The organism is Allorhizobium sonneratiae, assembly GCF_023700755.1.
In the GTDB taxonomy this organism is placed as follows: domain Bacteria; phylum Pseudomonadota; class Alphaproteobacteria; order Rhizobiales; family Rhizobiaceae; genus Allorhizobium; species Allorhizobium sonneratiae.
The window spans coordinates 47867-67840 of sequence record NZ_JAMKOJ010000013.1 but is presented as its reverse complement, the minus strand read 5'-3'; the positions used below and the strand labels follow the sequence as shown (position 1 = coordinate 67840).

The following is a 19974-nucleotide window of genomic DNA, read 5'->3' as shown; positions in this document are numbered from 1 at the left end:
TCTAACCTACTGTTGTTTCGCATGTCCGTAATCGCTTTATTGAGGACAATAAAACGCGACATGCTTTAGAGGGATTTGCGGCCATGAGTTTTGATCAGAAACGGGTTGTTGACGCCATCCGGGCGTTCGAGGCGGGCGAAATCGTCGTGGTAACCGATGATGACGACCGGGAAAACGAAGGCGACCTGATCGTGGCCGCCACCCATTGTACGCCGGAAAAGATGGCTTTCATCGTGCGCCACACTTCCGGCATCGTCTGTGCGCCGATGCCGAAGGAGGAGGCGAAGCGCCTTAATCTTTCGGCCATGGTGGCTGAAAACGATAGCGCGCATACCACGGCCTTCACCGTCAGCGTCGATTTCAAACACGGCACCACCACCGGCATTTCCGCCGATGACCGGACGCTGACCGTGCGCAATCTGGCCAATCCCAATGTCGGCGCAACCGATTTCGTTCGCCCCGGCCATATTTTTCCGCTGGTCTCGCGCGAGGGCGGGGTGCTGATGCGCTCCGGCCATACGGAAGCGGCGGTCGATCTCTGCCGCCTGGCCAATCTGCCGCCGATCGGGGTGATTTCCGAACTGGTCAATGATGACGGCACGGTGATGCGCGGGCCGCAAGTGGCTGATTTTGCCGTCAAGCACGGATTGAAGCAGATTTCGGTCGCCGATCTGATCGCCTATCGCCAGCGCAAGGAAACGCTGATCGAGCTTGCCTCCAGCTTCGAGATCGACACGCCCTATGGCAAGGCCAAGGCTCACGCCTATTCGCTGCCCTGGGACCCGATGCAGCATCTGGCGGTGGTGTTCGGCGACATTCGCGATGGCGAGGATATTCCGGTGCGGCTGCATCTCGAACATGTCGGTGCCGATGTCTTCGGCAGGGAGCGCCAGATCGACACGATCATGAAGCGCATGGCCGAAAAAGGGCGCGGCGTCATCGTTTATCTGCGCGAAGGTTCTGTGGGGGTTGGCCTTTCGACAACGGCCCGCAGCGGCTTGCGCGATCGCGAGGCCCATCACGAAGCCCAGGCACGCGAAAACGAATGGCTGGAAATCGGCCTCGGCGCCCAGATCCTCAAGGATCTCGGTGTCACCTCCATCCGCCTGATTTCCTCGCGCGAGCGCCATTATGTCGGGCTCGAGGGGTTTGGCATTTCCATCTGCGCCACCGAAATCCTGTGAGACGTCCATGACCGTGAAGCTTTATCTTGCCGGGCCGGAAGTATTCCTGCCCAATGCCCGCGATGTGATGGAGGCCAAAGCCGCTTTGACGCGTCGCTACGGCTTCGAGCCGATCTGCCCCGGCGACATTTCCATCGAGCCTGCGCCGACCCTGCATGAATTTGGCCTGAAAATCAGCGCGGTGGATGAGGATATGATGAATGCCGCTGATGGTGTCATCGCCAATCTCACGCCGTTTCGCGGTATCGCCGCCGATCCGGGCACGGCTTTTGAGCTGGGCTATATGTGTGCCCAGGGTAAGCAGGTCGCGGCCTATACCAATGTCCTCGACAATCATTACGAGCGCACCGCAGGCTTTTATGACGGTCAGGTGGTGAAGGGAGAGGATGGCTACAAGCGCGGACCGGATGGGTTGTCGCTTGAGGATTTCGACATGATCGACAATCTGATGTTGCATGGCGGCGTGGAGCGCCGTGGCGGACCGATCTTTGCCCATGCTGCAGCGCCGGATGCGCTCTACACCGATCTGACCGCTTTCGAGAAATGTCTGATATTCTTGTCCAAAAGGACCTGACTTGTCGTCGACTGACACGGGGTTTTGCGATCTTTTTTGGGTGAGCCTGCCTGTTGTGGTTGTATCTGACAATGGCCAAATATCGAACTTTCATATATAAAACAATGCGAAAACAAGATATGGTCCCCTGTTGAGGGGCTGCTACCAATGGTCGTTGCTGCAACGCATCTTTCCAGCTTCGCGCAAGGTTCAATCGTTAATAAATGGTTAACGAACGAAACGGAAAGGGCCTGCGATGAGGATCGACAGCAGCCTTAGCAATTCTTACTCCTCTGCACGCGGTGGCGTTAGCATTGCCGGTGCAGCCGATGCTGGCAAGGCGGCCGAGCAGGCCGTTGTGTCTCGCTCGCGTTCGGCTGGAGGCAATTCGACCAGCACGCTGTTGTCGGCCTCGCTTGCCAATGCGTTGTGGAGCATTGATAGCGCTCGCCAGAGCGGCGGGGCAAAAACATCTTCATCGGTTTCAGCAGCCGCTGACGGTGGCGATGAAAACGGTATGTCGCCAACCGAAAAAGTGCAGGCGCATTATCTCGAATACATGGACACCGAAGACGAGGCGTAGCCGGGGCATCAACCATCGGCTATTGAAAAAGGGACATGTGGCGGCATGTCCCTTTTTTCATGCGCCAGTCTTTCTGGTGGCAAGTGCCGTTATCGCAAAACGGCACTGCAGTCGTGCGTGGCATGGTCAAAAGCGCATGCGCGTGCAATGCTGTTTTTCGAATTGAGACCCTACTGCATAATTCCTTAAATCGGAATCGATTTAAGGATAAAATTATGCAGCAAATTTAAAGTGCTACAGCGACCTTTGTGCGCCATATATGGCGCACGGCGCTGTAGAGCATCATATTGATCGCACGGTGCTCTAAACATTCGGAGGGCAGACGGATGTCATCATCTCAAAATCCGCAATCACAGCAGAAGACGTCCCCCGAAGCGATGACGGCTCTGGTCTTTCTGGGCAAATCCGGATTTACGGACGGGGATTATCTGCAAGCGGCTTTCCGAGAGGCATGTCCCGAGGCAGCCGGAGACATCATCAGGGGGACAGACAAAGACCCTTCGTTTTTCTTTTTGTACGAGGGCGTTCTCTGCAATGTGATGTGCATTGATGCGCAGGCTCCGCTGGCGGAAACGGACCCGGAATTTCGCAATGCGGCCTGGCTGTGGCCCAAAGCCTGGGATGAGCTTCGCCAGCACAGAGCGCATATGGTCGTCTCGGTCGCAGGTGGGCGGGGGGTAAAGCACCGCGCACTGATCCTGCAGCGATTGCTGCACGCCATTTTCTCCGTTTCGCCTTCGGCTCTTGGCATCCATTATGCCTCCGGCACGCTGCTGCCGAAAAAGATGGTCGTTCCCCTGCTGCAGCAGGGCGGTCAGCTGGCGCTGATGCTGTTCGTGTCCTGTTATTTTGCCCGGGAAGCCGATGGGCGGTTTCCTCGACCAGGTATTCTGGCCTCCACCAAAGGCCTTACGGACTTTGGCAGCATGGAGATCGAAGTGCGCGGCTTTAGCGGATCGGTTCAGGATCTTTACGCATGGATTCTCTCCCTCGCGTCGGGCCTGCTGGATCAGCAATTCCAGATCAAGGACGGAGACACATTCAGCGTCGGTGAAGGCGAACCCGTCAAAATCACGATCGAGAAATCCATGTTCTACGACGCCAAGGTCTATTGTCTGCATTTTCAGTAATCGAGCATTGCGAACACATCAGAAGCCAAACGGAGCTTGGCGGTCATGAGGAAAAAGAAGTGCAGGATTTTCGATATGGATTTCACGACGAGCGAGCGCGGCCCGTGTTGGGATTTTGTGAATTACGATACACTTCAGGCCGATGAAAGAGGGTTAGATCCAAAGGTCCCGTGGCCCGACGGATTGTTTGCGGTGACACGCGGACCATGGACGCCCCCGCCTTACCTGGAGCCGCCGCGTTTCATCATCGACCCCAGGCTTGGAAATCCCCTTCGTGATGCCGAGGTGAGAGATAATTTTCTCTTCATATCCGGCAAATTCAAACGCTTGATCGAGGAGATTGCACCGAACACCTGTGAATTTCGCGCCTGCGTCACGGAACATCGCAACGGCGAGCCGGGGCCGGAAATATGGCTTTGCGCGCTGGTCAAGGCATTTCGAGACTCCATCGACATGGCTGCGTCGAAGGTGACGCTGAATAAAATGGGCGGATACATGTTCTCGGAAGAGATTTATCTCTGTTTCAAGGAGAAAGAGATGCTTGATGTCCATCTATTCAGGATCGCCGAGAATTCTAGCGGTTTCTTCTGTGATGAATACTTCAAGTCAAAATGCAAGGAACATGGAATAAAGCGAATTTTATTCAAAGAGATTGGTGAGCTGAAGCTTCATGCTGAAGAAATGTGATCTCCTGTCGTGAAAATGTTGAGACCATTTTCGATATGATCGGCATAACATTGAGCCAGCTTGATCGCGGCAGACGGCGCATTTTACTTGCATCATTCCTGAAATCGGCTGAGATTTGAGGTGAAAATCATGCAACGGATTGAGAGCATCGTGCCAAAAATCGGTTCCCACTTTTCGGCCGATGCCAAAGCCTCTCGCGTTTCCTGACGCCGTCTTACAGGCCAAGCCAGCCATCGGCATAGGCAACCCTCTCCACTCCGGTAAAGCGGGCAAGGCGCTTGAGTTCCTGATTGAGTTTCTCCAGCCGGCCGGTGCTTTGGCGCACACCCGGCTCCAGCCAGAGGCGGCGCACGGCTAGCACCCCCGTCCGGCGCTCGGCCTTCATGTCGATGCGTCCGATCAGCCGGTCGCCCTCCAGCAGCGGAAAGACGTAATAGCCATAGACCCGTTGCGGCTCCGGCACAAAAACCTCGATGCGGTAGGAAAAGCCGAACAGGCGTTCGCTGCGCTTTCGGTCGCGGATCAGCGGGTCGAAGGGGCTGAGAACCCGGATTCGGCCAGGCGGTTCAGGGGGTGACAGCAGCCGGGATGTCGCTTCAGCCAGCATGAAAGAGGCGCGGCACTTGCCGTCTTCGCAAAGCAGCGTCACCGCCTGCAATGCATCGCGCTTCTCCACGCACCAGCGTTTTGCCTCTTCCGGTGACACCAGATTCCAGAAGGCGGCAATCTCGCCCGATGTAGCAAAGCCCAGCCTTGTGAGTGCCGCGCGGCAGGCCCAGTCGATAAACTCCGCTTCCGAAACCTCCGCCTGATAATGATCGGCAGGGATAACCCTTTCGCTCAGATCGTAGATTTTCTGAAAATTTTCCCGCGCCGTAATGGCAAGCTTGCCGGTGCGCCAGAGAAATTCCAGCGCCGTCTTGTTCGGATGCCAGTTCCACCAGCCGCCGGAAACATGGCCTTCCACCTTCATTTCACGCGAAAGGATCGGGCCGCCCTCGGCAATGCGGCGATAGGTGTCGGCAAAGGCCGTCTCGAAGCCGGGCTCACGCCATTTGCGCCAGCGCTCCAGAATCCGCTGCTCTTCCCGGCGAAACCGGTGTTTCCAATAGGGAAAGAAAGCCGTGGGCACAATCGAGGCATCATGGGTCCAGTGCTCGAACAGGACGCGGTCTTTTTCGAGCAGCACCGTCAGATCGGCACGCCTGTAGGTCTGGTTGCGGGAAAACAGGATCTGCTGATGCGCCCGCTCCACCGTGGCGATGCTGTCCACCTGAACGAAGCCGAGATCAGTGATCAGGCGGGCCAGTCCCTCGCGCCCCAGCGCGTGACCGGGCGGGCGCGAAAGTCCCTGTCGCTCCAGAAAGATGCGTCGCGCCACTGCCGTGTCAATCTCGATAACCATGGAAGGAGGCTAACGAATGTTCTCTTTTTGTTCAAGGTGTAATCGCAAACCACTGCGATTTTATCATCGCGTCTGCCGTGCTCCTGTTTTCGATGCAATCAGGCGTCTCATCACCTTCTGCATCATGTCTTCAATCCACTGAGGTATGGGGGGAATCATGCAGCACATTTAAAATGTTACACTGTCCTTTGTGCGTTCTATGAACCGCACGGCGATGTCCGCAAACTTTACAGCGTCCTGCTGTCATCCTATCAGATGGCTCTGATCATAAAGATGGAAGACCAGCGTGCGGATAGAGTTTCATGATGCCGGGATGGCTTTCGAGGGGCGCACGGCCCTGTCGCCGTTGACGCTTGCCTTTGAGCAAACGCGGTTGGGGGTGATCGGGCTGAACGGCTCCGGCAAATCCACCTTTGCCCGGCTGGCTGGCGGGCTGATCAAGCCCAACTCGGGCAGGGTGCTGATCGACGGGCTCGACAGCGCCCGCGATGCGGCGAAGGTGATGGGGCTTTGCGGCTTTATCTTTCAAAATCCGGCCAACCAGATCATCCTGCCCTTGGTGGGCGACGATATTGCGCTTGGGCTCAAGGCCCGTGGCATCAAGGGTGCGGCGGTGACGGCGGCGGTGGAGGCGGCGGCGGAACGGCTCGGCATCACAGCGCTGCTTGTCCGCCGCCCGCATGAACTGTCCGGTGGCGAGCTGCAACTGGCCGCTCTGGCTGCCGTTTTGGCGGTGCAGCCGAAACTGGTGATTTTCGATGAACCGACCAATCAGCTCGATCTGAAGAACCGCGCCGTCGTTGCGCGCACCATCGAGGCTCTGCCGGAACAGGCCATGGTCATCAGTCACGATCTGGAACTGATCGCCGGGTTTGAGCGGGTGCTGGTGTTTCATCAGGGCGGGCTTGCCTTCGATGGTCCGGCTGCCGAAGCCATCGCCCATTACCGGATGCTTGCCGCATGATGGATGCGCTCAATGTCGAAGGCCAGACCTGGCTGCATCGCCTGCCGGTCACGCTCAAGCTTGCCGTGCTGGTCTTTGCCGGCCTCGGCCTGTCCTTCAGCCTGTCCATGCCGCTTCAGGCGGCTGCGGCGCTGGTGACGCTTGTACTCTATGCCCGTGTCGGCCTGAGCCCCAAGGCGGCTTTTGCCCGCATCCGTCCGTTGCTCACCACCATTTTGTTGCTTGGTCTTTTCAACATCTATGCACTCGATATGGTCAGCGCGATCACGCTGACCTTTCGCCTGCTCGCCATTCTGTTTCTGTCTGCGGCCATCACTGCGACGACGCCGCTTGCCGATTTCATGGCGGCATTTGCCCGCCTGCTGGCGCCGCTGGAACGACTGGGGCTGGTCAATGCCGCCGATGCCAGTCTGGCGGTCGGGCTGGTGCTGCGCTTCGTGCCGGACATTGCCGCCCGCTATCAGGCGCTGAAACTGGCGCATACGGCTCGCGGCATTCCCGTGCGGCTGCACCGGCTGATCGGTCCGCTGGCGATCGGCGTTTTGAAAGACGCCGATGCCATTGCCGATGCTATCGATGCCCGCGGCATCCGCGCGCGCAGGGAAAAGCAAAAGATCAGTTCCGGCGCACCGCCGGTTTGAGCCGGAAGGGAATGCCGGAGGCCAGCGCCTGCACATCCTGCGGCGACTGGAAATGACCGTTCAGCGAAATGCGGGGCAGGGTGAAGATCCGCTCGCCGCTGGTTGCCTTCAGCGTGCCGGGCAGTGTGGTCACTGCCAGATCGAAACCAGCCTGGCGCACCTGTCTTGCGGTTCTCAGATCGACACTGCGCCCGTCACCGTAAGGATAGGCGAAGCTCAAGGGTTTTTCGCCGCTGATGCTTTCCACATAGTCGGCGGAAGCGAAAACCTCGCGCTTCAGGTCGAGATCGTCGAGAAAGGTCATCGCCTGATGGCTGACACTGTGCGCGCCAAGGCTGACCAGCGGATGGCGGGACAGCTGACGGAGACCCTCGGCATCGAGGATGGCCTCTTCGACCAAGGCGCGGGCGTCGATGCCGTGGTCGGCTGCGACCATATCCAGCGCGCCAATGGCCTCACTCTCGCGTGGCCCAGCAATCTCGGCGGAAATCCGGCGAAACGCAGCCTTCTTGCGCGCCACGGTGTCGGTCAAAAGATCGAGCGGGCCGGAGGGCAGCTCGATCTCGATCCGTTCGGCCTGACGCACCAGCCTGGCGAGCGTTTCCCACCACATGGTGTGGCTGCGTTCGCACAGACCCTTGCAGACGAAGACGGTGAAAGGGGCGGAAAACCGCTCGAATACGGGAAGCGCAACACGTCTGGTGTTGATATAAGCGTCATCGAGGGTGAAAACGGCAAAAGGGCGCTCGCCCGGTGAGGCAAGGCGGCTGGGCACCTCTGCCAGCGGCAGGAATTCATAACCTTCTTTTTGCAGGGTTTGCAGGGACAGATCGAGAAAATCCGGAGTGATTTCCAGATGACGATTGAGATCGGGCTGCGGCGCTGCATAAGGGCGCACCTGATGCAGGGTGAAGATCGCCCCCAGCCCGCGCGCGCCTTTCATCAGTTTCATGCGCTGCAAGAGCAGGGAAAGCTTCAGCCCCCCGCTGATCAAACTGTATCTCATGCCCGCCCTGTCCGTCGTCCGCACCCTGTTGGAAGGCGATGGATGCGCCGCTGCCGTCCGTCTTCGTTCCTATCCCATGACCTCATCAGCAGAACCTTGTATTTATCCTGTCCGGATTAAGGAGAGAGCGCCTTTCAGTGAAAGCAGCATAAGACATGCCGAGTTGGCACGATGCTCATATCTTTTGCTTTGGCCTTGAAATAAGCCTCTCATCTTCAATTTGGCGTCATCAAAACCACGATTGTGATCTCTATCATCATCGTCATCTTAATGGGCATCTCTTTACATCCTCTTGACGAACAGGCGGGCGCAGACCAATCCGATAACAGCCATGAGCAAACCGACCGTCAGGCTGACGCCGATGGCATGGCCAAGTGTCTGTGGCAAGGCATGGGCGGAAAACCCCGCTTCATTGGCGGCAAGACCGGCAAGGGCAGCGCCGATGGCATAGCCTGCCGATTGCAGGGTCGGGATCAGGCCAGCGGTCGCATCGCGCTCGCCCAAGGGGCTGAGAGCCATGAGCTTCTGGCTGAGAAAGGCCCATGCCAGACCGAAAGCTGTTCCGGTGAGGATGATACCGCCAATCATCAAGGAGAGGTTTTGCCCGGCAAGACTGAGGATTTGCAGACAAAGTCCGGCAAGCTCGGTCAGGACACCGGCAAGGATCAGCCGGTTCTTGACGCTTTCATCGCTTTGGCGGGAAAGCAGCATGGCGGCAAGTGACCAGCTGAGCGCACCAAGCATCGACATGGCACCAGCCAGGCCAGGCGAAAGAGCCCAGATATGTTGCAAGGCATAGACGTTGAACACCTGACCGCCCGCCTGGGCCAAAGGCATGAGCAGCACCAGGAACAGCCCGGGACCGATTGCGCTGGCGCGGTCGAAGGTGGCGCGGGGAAAGAGACCCTGTGCGGCATGGCGGTCGAGCTGGACGGTCACGACCAGAGCAAACAGGGCCAGACCGATCATAGCCCGGCGGGAAATGGCAAGAGGCGTCAGGCCTGCCGTCAGAAGCAGCAGCAGCCCGATCACCGTCAGCATCAGGCGGCCGATGGGAAACGGGGCGGCAGGCACGTGGCTGGATGGCTGGCCTGGTTGCTGGCCTGATTGCTGGCCTGGTTGCTGGCCTGATTGCTGGTTTGTGTGCTCATGTGGCAGCGGCGCAAGTGCCACAAGGGCCAGAAACAGCGCAATCAGCGGCATATTCAGCAAAAAGCCCACTCGCCAGGACAGATACTGTGTGACGAGGCCCGCAAGCAACGGACCTGTCGCGGCGGCTCCGGCCCAGACGACGGCTTCCAGTCCGAAGAGTGCTGCAATCAGGGCTGGCGGATAGACCGCCGGGATTAGCATGGTGCAGAGGGCGGCGACCATGCCTTCGCCCGCGCCCTGAAGACTGCGCCCGGCCAATACCATGCCCATGCTTGACGCTGCGGCGCACAGCAGCGTGCCCGCGCCAAATGCAAGGCTTGCCAGCACCAACGCCATGCGCATCGACAGACGCTGGCGCAGAGAAGGTGCTGCCACGCCCGCCATGATGAACGCCATCAGGAACAGGGAGGAGGCCCAGGACAACAGTTTTTCCCCGCCAATGTCCAGGATTGCCGTCGGCAAAATGGTGGCCACGAGAAAGGCGTTAAAGGCATAAAGCCCGACACCGAGAAGAATTGTGATGGTCACCAGCCGGTATGCCGCGCCGAACAGCGTGCGCCACAGCGGCGGCACCTTGGCCGTGGAGAGGTGATCCGGCTTTCTATCGGAGCGGGCGCGGGTATCATGCATCGAAACGATCCTTGCGGGTGGTCAAATAACGATTGGCACGCTACAACCTTAACCAAAGTTGAGGTAAAGAGGGAAAATGCATGTCAGCACAGAACCAGCAGGGACTGAGCGTGGGCGAGGTGGCGATGAGAAGCGGTGTGGCGGTCTCGGCCCTGCATTTTTACGAGCGCAAGGGCCTGATTGCCTCGGATCGCAGCAGTGGCAACCAGCGCCGTTATGGCCGCGATGTGTTGCGCCGGGTGGCAATCATCCGGGTAGCGCAGACACTCGGTATTCCGCTGAAGGAGGTGGCGGCTCTGTTTTCCACCTTGCCGCAGGGCCGCATCGCCGACAAGGAGCATTGGCGGGCCATGGCGACGCTGTGGACCGAAGCGCTGGATGAGCGCATCCGGGTTTTGAACCGGCTGAAGACCGATCTGGACGGCTGTATTGGCTGCGGCTGTCTGTCCATGCGCCATTGCGCGCTGTTCAATCCGGATGACACGGTTGCCGCGCAGGGGACGGGTGCTGTGCTTTTGGCGCAAAGGCGGCAGAAGCAAGGAGAGGGGGATTGATAAAAATCCTGTTAAAACAGAGTGATCACGATAGAATTCACAAACTTGCCGCAATTTCGAAAGGAATCGTTAACAGTTTTTGGCAAGATGGTGGGACTGAACGAAATTCGCCCCATTTGGGGGATACCGACCGGTTCGCACGAGCCGGTCGGTTGCGTTTGAAAATGAGTCGATTGCATGTCACGTTACCAGTCTGGAGGCCCCATGCTGAGACCCTTCATCGGGCTTTCCGTTGTTCTTCTGTCGATGAGCCTGATGGTTACAAACGCCTTGGCGGGCGGGGCGCAACTGTTGCTTGATGCCCGCACTGGCCGGGTTCTTGCCGCCGATCATCCCGATACGCTCAATCATCCGGCATCGCTGACCAAGATGATGACGATCTATCTGGCTTTCGAGGCGATCCGCCGGGGCGATCTGAGCTGGGACAGCCCGGTGCCGTTTTCCAAACATGCCGCCTCGCGTCCGCCGACCAAGCTGCGTCTGAAGCCCGGCGATGTCATTACCGTGCGTCAGGCCATTCTGGCCATGATCACGCTGTCGGCCAATGACGCGGCTGTGGCGCTGGCGGAAAAGATCGGTGGCACGGAAGAGCATTTTGCCGAGATGATGACGGCAAAGGCCCGCGAACTGGGGATGCCGCATACCACTTATGTCAATGCTTCTGGCCTGCCGGATGACCGCCAGATCACCACGGCGCGGGACATGTCGACGATGGCGGTGGCGCTGCTGCGTGATTTTCCCAATGACTACAAGCTGTTTTCCACCCGCAAATTCGATTTCCGTGGCCGTACCATCTATGGTCACAACAATCTCATGTACCGCTTCAAGGGCATGGACGGTATCAAGACCGGCTATACTGATGCTTCCGGCTTCAATCTGGTCAGCGCCGTCGAAGACGGGCGCAAGCGCGTGATCGGCGTGGTCATGGGCGGTCGCACCGCCGCCAGCCGCGACAATCTGATGGCGCGGCTGATCAATCAGAACCTGTCCAGGGCGCAGGATGGCGATTCGCTGATTGCCAGCGCCACACCGACGCCGCCCATCGTCGTGGCCGCCACCACTGGCAGCATCCCGACCCCGGTGCATCGTGACACGCCGGAAGAAAAACTGGTCACCGTGGCTGATGTTGACACGCCGGTGCTCGGCTCCCGTTTCGGCAATGCCTATGCTGGCGGCAGCGCCAACAGTGCCGCCGCGGCCGCCGATGCGATGATCATGGGCGCTCACCCGCGGCCGCTCAAACCCATTCCGCTCAACCGGGATGGCTCCTGGCAGATCCAGATTGCCGCAGCCCAGAGCGCCGAACAGGCAATGAACATGCTGCAGTCTATCCGTCGCAAGATCGGCGGCCCGCTGACGGATCGCGATATCTACACCGAAGCTGTCACCCGCAATGGCGCCACCGTCTATCGCGCCCGTTTCACCGGCTTTACCAGCAAGGAAGAGGCGCAGAGCGCCTGCCAGAAACTGGTCGAAAGCCGCTATGATTGCGTGCTGATGCCCGCTCGGGGATAGTGCCTGTTTCAAGTCTTTTTTGACGCATCGGCTTGGCGAAAAACCGGTTTCCACTTTTCGCCCGATGCTCGGTCATCTGATATCCTGCATGAGAGGCCCCCTATGGGGCCTTTTTCCTGTCGACAATCTGAGGGAATCGGAGCATAAAGTCAAGAACAAAAGGAGAACTTCATGCTGGATGATCTCATGGAGAAATTCGAGGCGGCGTCAGCCCGCTATGCTGAAACCCATGGGCTGGTGCGGGACCGCGACTGGTTTCTGTTGAAGCTGGCGGAGGAGGCGGGCGAAGTCTTGCAGGTCGCCAACCGCTTGAGCGGCCGCAGCCGGTCCAAGGGCATGACAGAGGCTGAGATAAGGTCAATGCTGGCCGACGAGACCGCCGATCTTCTCGGCCATGTTCTCCTCTTTGCCCGCCATCACGGCCTCGATCTTGAGGCGGCGATCGAGCGGAAATGGCGGTTCAAGCCTTGATCAGCCGATCAGATCGCCAACCTCGGTGAGGTCGTTGATCACGAGCGTGGCGAGTGCCCTGATCTCGTCGCTGGGGGCCAGCATGTCCGGCACCATTACTGCCATCATGCCGGCAGAGGCGGCGGAGCGGATGCCGTTGAAGGAATCCTCCAGCACCAGACAGTCTTGCGGAGCAATGTCCAGTCTTGATGCCGCCGTCAGATAGGGATCGGGTGCAGGCTTGCCCTTGGCGTAATCGCCCTCGGCGACGATATGGTGGAAGCGATGCAGAAGATCGAAACCGCCAAGATGATGCTGTACGGCCCGATGGGTGGAGGAGGTGCAGATGGCGCGCGGCAGGCCGACGGCATCCAACCGGTCGAGCAGCGAAATCACGCCGGCCTTCAGCGCCAGCTCGTTTTCAATCAGCGCGTCGAAATGCTCGATCCAGATCAGACGAAAGGCATCGGCATCGAAATCTGCGCCGTAATGGTCCTTCAGCAGCGCGACGATGCCCGGCCAGGGACGCCCCAGCATGGCTTCATAAACGGAAGGACCGACGTCAAGGCCTGAGGCTGCGCCCGCCGAGATCACCGATTTGCGATAGAGGATTTCGCTGTCGAGGATCAGCCCGTCCATGTCGAAGACAACGGCCTTGGGCGGGCGGGGAAGGCGAAAAGGCAAAGCCGTCACAGCGGGCGCACTCCAAGATTTTGATAGAAACGCAAAAGATAGCCGTCCGGATCGGCCACGATCAGCTGTCGGTTTCCGACGGCGTGATCGCCACGCCTGTACCATTTGTCTTCCAGGGGAAGATAGAGGGGAATGTTTTCTGTGCCCAGTCGCTCAGCCAGCGGCGCGATCTCATCCACCCGGATTTGCAGGTTCAGGCCGCGTCCCAAAGGCTTTTCAAAGGGCGCATCAAAGGGCGCAGTGTCAAGAGCAAAGGTCCGGCCTTGCCCGATCTCATCGATCATCATCTGCGCCTCTCCCAGCGCAAGATAGGAAAACCCCTCTTCCGGTCGCTCATAGAGGAGGGAAAAGCCGAGGATGTCGATATAAAAGGCCCGGCTGTTTGACCAATCGGTCACGGCCAGTTCGGGTACCAATGCGTTGCCGCTAAAGCCGCTTACGCTCACGCCTGCGTTCCGCCCACCGTGATCTGGTCCATCCTGAGATGCGGTTGGCCGACGCCGACGGGCACCCACTGGCCAGCCTTGCCGCAATTGCCGATGCCGGTGTCGAGTTTCGTGTCATTGCCGATCATCGTCACCCGCTTCATCGCCTCCGGTCCGTTGCCGATCAGCATCGCGCCCTTGACCGGAGCGCCGATCCGACCGTTTTCGATCAGATAGGCTTCGGTGCAGCCGAAGACGAATTTGCCCGAGGTGATATCCACCTGTCCACCGCCGAAGGAGACGGCATAGAGGCCGCGCTTCACCGAAGCGATGATGTCCTCCGGCGTTTTGTCGCCGGAAAGCATATAGGTGTTGGTCATGCGTGGCATCGGTTGATGGGCATAGCCCTGACGGCGGCCATTGCCGGTGGGCGCCATGTCCATCAGCCGGGCATTCTGCCGATCCTGCATATAGCCGACCAGCCTGCCGTTTTCGATCAGTACGTTATAGGCAGACGGCGTGCCTTCGTCATCGACGCTGAGCGAACCGCGTCGCCCGTCGATCGTGCCGTCATCGACCACGGTGACGCCGGGGGCGGCGACCATTTCGCCCATCAGCCCGGCAAAGGCGGAGGTTTTCTTGCGGTTGAAATCGCCTTCCAGCCCGTGGCCGACCGCCTCATGCAGCATCACGCCCGGCCAGCCATTGGCAAGCACCACATCCATGGAGCCTGCCGGTGCGTCAACGGCGTCCAGATTGACCAGCGCCTGACGCAGCGCCTCGTCGGCACCCGCCTTCCAGCTGTCTTCGCTCAAGAAATCGCTAAAGCCGATCCGCCCGCCAAACCCGTAGGAACCGGATTCCTGCCGGTCGCCAGCGCCGGTGACCACGGAAATGTTCAGCCGGGTCATCGGGCGGATGTCCCGCACACGGTGGCCATCGGCGCGCAGGATTTCCACCACCTGAAAGCTGGCCGCCACCTGTGCCGTCACTTGCCGCACCTTGGGGTCCTTGGCCCGCAGATAGGCGTCGATCTCGCCAAGCAGCGTCACCTTTTGCTCAAAGCTCGGGCTGCCGATCGGATTTTCGTCGCTATAGAGCTTGCGATTGCTGCGCTGTGGCGCATCGGCATAAGAGCCGGCATAGCCGCGGGTGACGCCGCTGACCGCATCGGCAGCGCGTTTCAGCGCCTCGCGCGACATTTCGCCGGAATGGGCATAGCCGATGGCCTCGCCCGCCACGGCGCGCAGGCCAAAGCCCTGATCGGTGTTGAAACTGCCGCCCTTGAGGCGGCCATTGTCGAAGGTCAGCGCTTCAGCCTGAGCCTGTTCAATGTAAAGCTCGCCATCATCAGCCCCTTTCAGGGCTTCGGCAACCGTTTGCTCCAGCGCGCGTTCGTCACAATCGAAAAGGCTGATCAGGTCGGTGGTCATAACGGTCTCCTACAGCATGGTCCCCTCATGTAATGATCAGGACCATGCGCGACAAGGTGAAGCGCAGGCATCAGGGCAGGGCGTCATAGCCCTGAGCAAAACCGTTCAGCGCCACGGGAATGCCGATGCGGTCCTGATCGGCGGATTCGCGCACGGCAAAGACGGCACTCTTGCCGTTTCTGAGGATCTGCATCAGCTTGTCGTCGATTTCCACCTCGACATAGCAGCCCTCGGCAAAGCAGCGGGTGAAATTGGCCCGGCCGATATTGTTGTTATCGACATAAAGCTCCATGCCGTCTTTCAGCAACACGCCAAGCGGTGCCAGAATGCGCAGGATTTTTGCCTTTCGGTCGGCGGTTTTCAACACCACGACCGAAAGCCCGACTTCCGGGCGATCTTCGGCAATCACATTCTGCATCAGTGCGCATTGCTGATTGGCCGCACCCGCAGGCGTATCGCAGACAATCGACCAGGCGCCGTAATTGGCCCGCACGGTTCCCGGCTGCTGGGCAGGAACGGAAGAGGGGCTGCCGGGTTGGGGTTGCGCGGCTTTTGCAGCGGGGGTCGTCTGTACCTTGTCGTTCGCAGAACCCGGGTTCTTGGCAGGGCTTGCGTCCTGGGCATAGCCAGTTTGCGTAGACATAAGGCATGCCAGAGCGGCGGCTGCGAGAATGGCGAAGCGACCCTGACGACCGGTTCTTCGCTTCGCTCCGGTCGATTTATGCTCTGGAATGGCCATTGAAACCTCTGAGATACGAATCAGTCTGCCCATGTTGGATCGTGCATGTTGCGCTATAAAGTCCCTCTAAGCAGATATTCGCCGGATCGCCAACGTCTATCTGCCTCGGTTGAGGCAGAAAAGAGAGACGGATGAGAGGGGATTTCCACCGGCGACACAGTCTCATTCCAGCCGAGTACGGCATTATTGGGACGATGGCACGAAAGAGCATCCTTCGGGCGTCAGCCTGTGGAGCGGCTCTTTTACGACCATAAGTTTAGAGCGTCATGGTGGAAATTGTGACGTGTCGGGCTGTCACACAGCGCCTTTCCCCTTGGCCCTGAGGGAAAATGCCGCATGCCGCACCAAAGCGCCTTGTTGCGTCGGAAGGGGACTTGTGAGTATAAATTAGGATCATATCAGAGATTGTACGTTTGCCATTGATTTGGATCAAACGGGGGAGGAAGAGACAATCATGATAAGGAAAGCCATCTCTTGCTGGATTGGTGTCATTTTCTGTCTTGCGGGCGCTTTGCCCGCCCTTGCGGACCAACCCCGCCAATGGGAGTTTGATCTGCAGGCGGCGGCAACGCCGGTGATGCAGCAGATCCGCTGGTTCAACCATTATACCTTATGGTTCATCGTGCCGATCACGCTCTTCGTGCTGGCACTTCTGATCATCGTCGTCATGCGGTTTCGCGCCAGCGCCAATCCGGTGCCTTCACGCACCAGTCACAATACGGCAATCGAGCTCGCCTGGACGCTCGGGCCTGTGCTCGTGCTGTTTTTCATCGCCATTCCCTCGTTCAATCTTTTAACCTATCAGCTGGTCATTCCGCAAAACCCGGATGTGACGGTCAAGGCCACCGCCACGCAATGGCAGTGGAACTATGAATATGAGGGTGGACAGAAGCCGCTCGCTTTCGACAGCTTCATGCTGAAGGAGACCGACAGGGCAAACGCCGGCAAGACCGACAAGGCGCTTTATCCGCGCCTTCTCGCCGTGGACAACGAGATGGTGGTGCCGGTCGGCAAGACCGTGCGGGTGCTGGTGACGGCAGCCCCCACCGATGTCATCCATTCCTTCTCCATGCCCGCCTTCGGTATCAAGCTCGATGCCATTCCCGGTCGCCTCAATGAAACCTGGTTCCGGGCTGACAAGGAAGGAATTTTCTACGGTCAGTGTTCGCAGCTCTGCGGCAAGGATCATGCCTTCATGCCGATTGCCATCAGAGTGGTATCGGAGGATCGTTACAAGACCTGGATGGCGGCTGCGGGGCAGGACCTCGGTGCGGCCAACAAGGCCCTGATGGCGGCTGTCGACGGGGTGCGCGCCCCACAGCAGCTTGCCCAGACCGTCAGCTATTGAAGAGGGAGTGAGAACGATGGCCGGACCTGCCGCCGAGGGCGCTCATGCCCACCACCATTCAGATCATGACCATAAGCCGGGCTTTGTCGCCCGCTGGCTGTTTTCAACCAATCACAAGGATATCGGCACGCTCTATCTGATCTTCGCGATCATGGCGGGCATTGTCGGGGGCACGCTCTCCGTTATCATGCGCATGGAGCTGCAGGAGCCGGGCATCCAGATTTTCCACGGGCTTGCCTCGATGGTCTATGGCTATCAGGGCGATGCCGCCATCGACGGCGGCAAGCAGATGTACAATGTCTTCACCACGGCGCACGGGCTGATCATGATCTTCTTCATGGTCATGCCGGCAATGATCGGCGGTTTTGCCAACTGGATGATCCCGATCATGATCGGTGCGCCGGATATGGCCTTTCCACGGCTGAACAACATTTCCTTCTGGCTGATCGTGCCGGCTTTTATCCTGCTGATCCTGTCGATGTTTGTCGAAGGTCCGGCCGGTGCTTACGGTGCGGGCACGGCGTGGACGCTCTATCCGCCGCTCTCCACTCTGGTCGGGCATCCGGGACCGGCGGTGGATCTGGCGATTTTTGCCCTGCATATTGCCGGGATTTCGTCCATTCTCGGGGCGATCAACTTCATCACCACGATTTTGAACATGCGTGCACCGGGCATGACGCTGCACAAGATGCCGCTGTTTGCCTGGGCGGTGCTTGTGACGGCCTTCCTGCTGCTTCTGTCACTGCCGGTTCTGGCAGGCGGCATCACCATGCTTCTCACCGACCGCAATTTCGGCACCACCTTCTTCTCGCCCGAAGGCGGCGGCGATCCGGTGCTTTACCAGCATCTCTTCTGGTTCTTCGGCCATCCAGAGGTCTATATCCTGATCCTGCCCGGCTTCGGCATCGTCAGCCACATCATCTCGACCTTCTCGAAAAAGCCGGTCTTCGGCTATCTCGGCATGGCCTATGCCATGGTGGCGATCGGCGCGGTCGGTTTCGTCGTCTGGGCGCATCACATGTATACGGTGGGCCTGTCGCTGGGGGCGCAGCGTTATTTCGTCTTCGCCACCATGGTGATTGCGGTGCCGACCGGCATCAAGATCTTCTCCTGGATTGCCACCATGTGGGGCGGATCGCTGGAGTTTCGCACCCCCATGGTCTGGGCCATCGGCTTCATCTTCCTGTTCACGGTGGGCGGTGTGACCGGGGTGCAGCTTGCCAATGCCGGTCTCGATCGTTCACTGCACGATACCTATTACGTGATCGCACATTTCCATTATGTGCTGTCGCTCGGCGCGGTATTTGCAATCTTCGCCGCCTGGTATTATTGGTTCCCGAAAATGTCGGGTTATATGTATAACGAGTTCATCGGAAAGCTGCATTTCTGGGTCATGTTCATCGGTGTGAACATGGTGTTTTTCCCGCAGCATTTCCTTGGACTTGCCGGTATGCCCCGCCGTTATATCGATTATCCCGACGCCTTTGCCGGCTGGAACAGGATCTCCTCCTACGGCTCCTATATTGCCGCCGTGGGTGTGCTGATCTTCCTCTACGGCATCTTCGAGGCTTTCGCCAAAAAGCGGGTTGCCGGAGACAATCCCTGGGGTGTCGGTGCGACCACGCTGGAATGGCAGTTGTCGTCACCGCCGCCTTACCACCAGTGGGAGCAATTGCCCCGCATCAAATAGGATAAAGGTTCCGGCATGAACGGCTTATGCCGGAACCCTTGCATGAGCAGGTCAGGACAGGTCATGGCAGTCATCGAAAACAGCGACAGCATCGGTCCGGGAGGCGATTTTCGCCTGTCGGAGGCCAGCGCGAAGGACTTTCTCGCGTTGCTGAAGCCGCGTGTCATGTCGCTGGTGGTGTTCACCGCCCTGACCGGTCTCATTCTTGCACCCGGCACGATCAATCCGGTGTTGGGGGCGATTGCCATTCTCTGCATCGCGGTTGGTGCCGGCGCCTCCGGTGCGCTCAACATGTGGTATGATGCCGATATCGATGCGGTGATGACCCGCACGGCCTGTCGCCCGATTCCCGCCGGACGTATCCGCCCGCAGGAGGCGCTGGCCTTCGGCGTGACGCTCTCGGCATTTTCGGTGGTGATCCTCGGTCTGGTGGTCAACTGGATGGCGGCGGCGTTTCTGGCCTTTACCATTTTCTTCTATGCCGTGGTCTATACCATGTGGCTGAAGCGCTCCACGCCGCAGAACATCGTCATCGGCGGCGCTTCCGGCGCCTTTCCGCCGATGATCGGCTGGGCCTGCGTCACCGGCGATGTCTCGTGGAACAGTCTCATCCTGTTTCTGATCATCTTTTTATGGACGCCTGCGCATTTCTGGGCGCTGGCGCTGTTCAAGATGGGCGATTACGGCGCTGTCGGCGTGCCGATGATGCCGAATGTTGCAGGCGAAAGATCGACCAAGCGGCAGATGTTCGTCTATGCGGTGCTGACCGGGCTTGCCGCGGTCGCCCCGGCGCTGACCGGGCTTTCCTCATGGGCCTATGGGCTGGTGGCGGGGGTCTTGAGCCTTGTTTTCATCGGTTATTCCATTGCAGTTTTGAAAATGCCGGAAGGGGACAAGCGCATGGCGGCGGCCAAGCGCATGTTCGCCTATTCGATCCTCTATCTGTTCGTGGTGTTTGCGGCGCTTCTGGCCGATCATTATCTGATGGTGGTTTGATGGAGCGAATAACCTTGACCGAGGCGCAGAAGAAATCGCGCAGGAGCCGCAATCTTGCCCTTGGTCTGGTCCTGGCCGGGTTGGTGCTGTTGTTTTATGTGGTGACGCTGATCAAGATCGGCGGGGGGCATTGAAGACGAGCGGATAGGCTTTGACATCAGCATGCTCTGAAAGGAATTGCAGCTGAGATCTGCGG

At 58.9% G+C, this 19974-nt stretch carries 21 protein-coding genes; 14 read left to right on the top strand and 7 right to left on the bottom strand.

From position 1 onward, the window contains the following. The first annotated feature begins 83 nt into the window (after positions 1–83). The 5 genes from ribB to NAC44_RS19555 all read left to right on the top strand — a co-directional run bounded on the left by ribB (position 84) and on the right by NAC44_RS19555 (position 4137). Complete coding sequence (ribB, locus tag NAC44_RS19575; protein ID WP_250943250.1) at positions 84–1184, top strand: 3,4-dihydroxy-2-butanone-4-phosphate synthase; 1101 nt, start codon at positions 84–86, stop codon at positions 1182–1184. Positions 1185–1191: 7 nt separating this feature from the next. Continuing rightward, positions 1192–1758, top strand: coding sequence for a nucleoside 2-deoxyribosyltransferase (locus NAC44_RS19570; protein WP_250943249.1), 567 nt, complete (start codon positions 1192–1194; stop codon positions 1756–1758). 235 nt (positions 1759–1993) lie between these two features. Next, the gene (locus tag NAC44_RS19565) at positions 1994–2320 is read left to right on the top strand and encodes a hypothetical protein (RefSeq protein ID WP_250943248.1); all 327 of its coding nucleotides are present in this window, start codon (positions 1994–1996) and stop codon (positions 2318–2320) included. Positions 2321–2859: 539 nt separating this feature from the next. Further along, entirely contained in the window at positions 2860–3450 is a 591-nt protein-coding gene (locus NAC44_RS19560) for a DUF4261 domain-containing protein (protein WP_250943247.1), read from the top strand. Positions 3451–3525: 75 nt separating this feature from the next. Next, the gene (locus NAC44_RS19555; RefSeq protein ID WP_250943246.1) at positions 3526–4137 is read left to right on the top strand and encodes an imm11 family protein; all 612 of its coding nucleotides are present in this window, start codon (positions 3526–3528) and stop codon (positions 4135–4137) included. A gap of 214 nt (positions 4138–4351) precedes the next feature. Here the strand turns inward: NAC44_RS19555 and NAC44_RS19550 are convergent, their stop codons facing one another. Then, positions 4352–5542, bottom strand: a complete 1191-nt coding sequence (locus NAC44_RS19550; protein WP_250943245.1) for a winged helix-turn-helix domain-containing protein — start codon at positions 5540–5542, stop codon at positions 4352–4354. Positions 5543–5828: 286 nt separating this feature from the next. Here NAC44_RS19550 and NAC44_RS19545 point away from each other — a divergent pair, with 286 nt between their 5' ends. After that, positions 5829–6506, top strand: coding sequence for an energy-coupling factor ABC transporter ATP-binding protein (locus NAC44_RS19545; RefSeq protein ID WP_250943244.1), 678 nt, complete (start codon positions 5829–5831; stop codon positions 6504–6506). After that, on the top strand, positions 6503–7147 hold the full coding sequence (locus NAC44_RS19540) for an energy-coupling factor transporter transmembrane component T family protein (protein ID WP_250943243.1): 645 nt from the start codon (positions 6503–6505) through the stop codon (positions 7145–7147). Before NAC44_RS19545 ends, NAC44_RS19540 begins: the two co-directional genes overlap by 4 nt. Here NAC44_RS19540 and NAC44_RS19535 read toward each other — a convergent pair. Next, positions 7122–8153: a polysaccharide deacetylase family protein gene (locus NAC44_RS19535; protein WP_250943242.1), complete on the bottom strand. Its 1032-nt coding sequence runs from the start codon at positions 8151–8153 to the stop codon at positions 7122–7124. The two genes, NAC44_RS19540 and NAC44_RS19535, sit on opposite strands and share 26 nt — an antisense overlap. Before the next feature lie 282 nt (positions 8154–8435). Next, on the bottom strand, positions 8436–9935 hold the full coding sequence (locus NAC44_RS19530; RefSeq protein ID WP_250943241.1) for an MFS transporter: 1500 nt from the start codon (positions 9933–9935) through the stop codon (positions 8436–8438). A gap of 80 nt (positions 9936–10015) precedes the next feature. Between NAC44_RS19530 and soxR the strand changes: the two genes are divergently transcribed. The 3 genes from soxR (at position 10016) to NAC44_RS19515 (ending at position 12475) form a co-directional block, all read left to right on the top strand. Beyond that, positions 10016–10489, top strand: a complete 474-nt coding sequence (soxR, locus tag NAC44_RS19525) for a redox-sensitive transcriptional activator SoxR (RefSeq protein WP_250943240.1) — start codon at positions 10016–10018, stop codon at positions 10487–10489. A 204-nt stretch (positions 10490–10693) separates the two neighbouring features. Further along, complete coding sequence (locus tag NAC44_RS19520; protein ID WP_250943239.1) at positions 10694–12004, top strand: D-alanyl-D-alanine carboxypeptidase; 1311 nt, start codon at positions 10694–10696, stop codon at positions 12002–12004. A 171-nt stretch (positions 12005–12175) separates the two neighbouring features. Next, on the top strand, positions 12176–12475 hold the full coding sequence (locus NAC44_RS19515; protein ID WP_250943238.1) for a pyrophosphohydrolase domain-containing protein: 300 nt from the start codon (positions 12176–12178) through the stop codon (positions 12473–12475). Here NAC44_RS19515 and NAC44_RS19510 read toward each other — a convergent pair whose 3' ends face one another. From NAC44_RS19510 to NAC44_RS19495, 4 genes are all read right to left on the bottom strand, one after another. Beyond that, entirely contained in the window at positions 12476–13147 is a 672-nt protein-coding gene (locus NAC44_RS19510; RefSeq protein ID WP_250943237.1) for an HAD family hydrolase, read from the bottom strand. After that, entirely contained in the window at positions 13144–13593 is a 450-nt protein-coding gene (locus tag NAC44_RS19505; RefSeq protein ID WP_250943236.1) for a bleomycin resistance protein, read from the bottom strand. The genes NAC44_RS19510 and NAC44_RS19505 overlap by 4 nt, the downstream gene beginning before the upstream one ends. After that, on the bottom strand, positions 13590–15005 hold the full coding sequence (tldD, locus tag NAC44_RS19500; protein WP_250943235.1) for a metalloprotease TldD: 1416 nt from the start codon (positions 15003–15005) through the stop codon (positions 13590–13592). Before tldD ends, NAC44_RS19505 begins: the two co-directional genes overlap by 4 nt. Positions 15006–15075: 70 nt before the next feature. Then, complete coding sequence (locus NAC44_RS19495; protein ID WP_250943234.1) at positions 15076–15648, bottom strand: invasion associated locus B family protein; 573 nt, start codon at positions 15646–15648, stop codon at positions 15076–15078. Between the two features lie 550 nt (positions 15649–16198). On the opposite strand from NAC44_RS19495, the gene coxB reads away from it, so the two are divergent. From coxB to NAC44_RS21285, 4 genes are all read left to right on the top strand, one after another. Next, complete coding sequence (coxB, locus tag NAC44_RS19490) at positions 16199–17092, top strand: cytochrome c oxidase subunit II (protein ID WP_250943233.1); 894 nt, start codon at positions 16199–16201, stop codon at positions 17090–17092. 16 nt (positions 17093–17108) lie between these two features. Further along, positions 17109–18782: a cytochrome c oxidase subunit I gene (gene ctaD, locus NAC44_RS19485; protein WP_250943232.1), complete on the top strand. Its 1674-nt coding sequence runs from the start codon at positions 17109–17111 to the stop codon at positions 18780–18782. A 63-nt stretch (positions 18783–18845) separates the two neighbouring features. Further along, positions 18846–19778 carry a heme o synthase gene (locus NAC44_RS19480; RefSeq protein ID WP_250943231.1) on the top strand — a complete coding sequence of 311 codons (933 nt, stop codon included), beginning with the start codon at positions 18846–18848 and terminating at the stop codon, positions 19776–19778. Next, complete coding sequence (locus NAC44_RS21285; RefSeq protein WP_274706972.1) at positions 19778–19912, top strand: hypothetical protein; 135 nt, start codon at positions 19778–19780, stop codon at positions 19910–19912. The genes NAC44_RS19480 and NAC44_RS21285 overlap by 1 nt, the downstream gene beginning before the upstream one ends. The last annotated feature ends 62 nt before the right edge of the window (positions 19913–19974 follow it).

Coding starts and splice junctions, on each gene's coding strand:
- ribB (WP_250943250.1), top strand. CDS start 84: ATGAGTTTTGATCAGAAACGGGTTGTTGACGCCATCCGGGCGTTCGAG.
- coxB (WP_250943233.1), top strand. CDS start 16,199: ATGATAAGGAAAGCCATCTCTTGCTGGATTGGTGTCATTTTCTGTCTT.
- NAC44_RS19555 (WP_250943246.1), top strand. CDS start 3,526: ATGGATTTCACGACGAGCGAGCGCGGCCCGTGTTGGGATTTTGTGAAT.
- NAC44_RS19530 (WP_250943241.1), bottom strand. CDS start 9,935: ATGCATGATACCCGCGCCCGCTCCGATAGAAAGCCGGATCACCTCTCC.
- NAC44_RS19565 (WP_250943248.1), top strand. CDS start 1,994: ATGAGGATCGACAGCAGCCTTAGCAATTCTTACTCCTCTGCACGCGGT.
- NAC44_RS19550 (WP_250943245.1), bottom strand. CDS start 5,542: ATGGTTATCGAGATTGACACGGCAGTGGCGCGACGCATCTTTCTGGAG.
- NAC44_RS19570 (WP_250943249.1), top strand. CDS start 1,192: ATGACCGTGAAGCTTTATCTTGCCGGGCCGGAAGTATTCCTGCCCAAT.
- tldD (WP_250943235.1), bottom strand. CDS start 15,005: ATGACCACCGACCTGATCAGCCTTTTCGATTGTGACGAACGCGCGCTG.
- NAC44_RS19495 (WP_250943234.1), bottom strand. CDS start 15,648: ATGTCTACGCAAACTGGCTATGCCCAGGACGCAAGCCCTGCCAAGAAC.
- NAC44_RS19520 (WP_250943239.1), top strand. CDS start 10,694: ATGCTGAGACCCTTCATCGGGCTTTCCGTTGTTCTTCTGTCGATGAGC.
- NAC44_RS19540 (WP_250943243.1), top strand. CDS start 6,503: ATGATGGATGCGCTCAATGTCGAAGGCCAGACCTGGCTGCATCGCCTG.
- NAC44_RS19535 (WP_250943242.1), bottom strand. CDS start 8,153: ATGAGATACAGTTTGATCAGCGGGGGGCTGAAGCTTTCCCTGCTCTTG.
- soxR (WP_250943240.1), top strand. CDS start 10,016: ATGTCAGCACAGAACCAGCAGGGACTGAGCGTGGGCGAGGTGGCGATG.
- NAC44_RS19480 (WP_250943231.1), top strand. CDS start 18,846: ATGGCAGTCATCGAAAACAGCGACAGCATCGGTCCGGGAGGCGATTTT.
- ctaD (WP_250943232.1), top strand. CDS start 17,109: ATGGCCGGACCTGCCGCCGAGGGCGCTCATGCCCACCACCATTCAGAT.
- NAC44_RS21285 (WP_274706972.1), top strand. CDS start 19,778: ATGGAGCGAATAACCTTGACCGAGGCGCAGAAGAAATCGCGCAGGAGC.
- NAC44_RS19515 (WP_250943238.1), top strand. CDS start 12,176: ATGCTGGATGATCTCATGGAGAAATTCGAGGCGGCGTCAGCCCGCTAT.
- NAC44_RS19560 (WP_250943247.1), top strand. CDS start 2,860: ATGTGCATTGATGCGCAGGCTCCGCTGGCGGAAACGGACCCGGAATTT.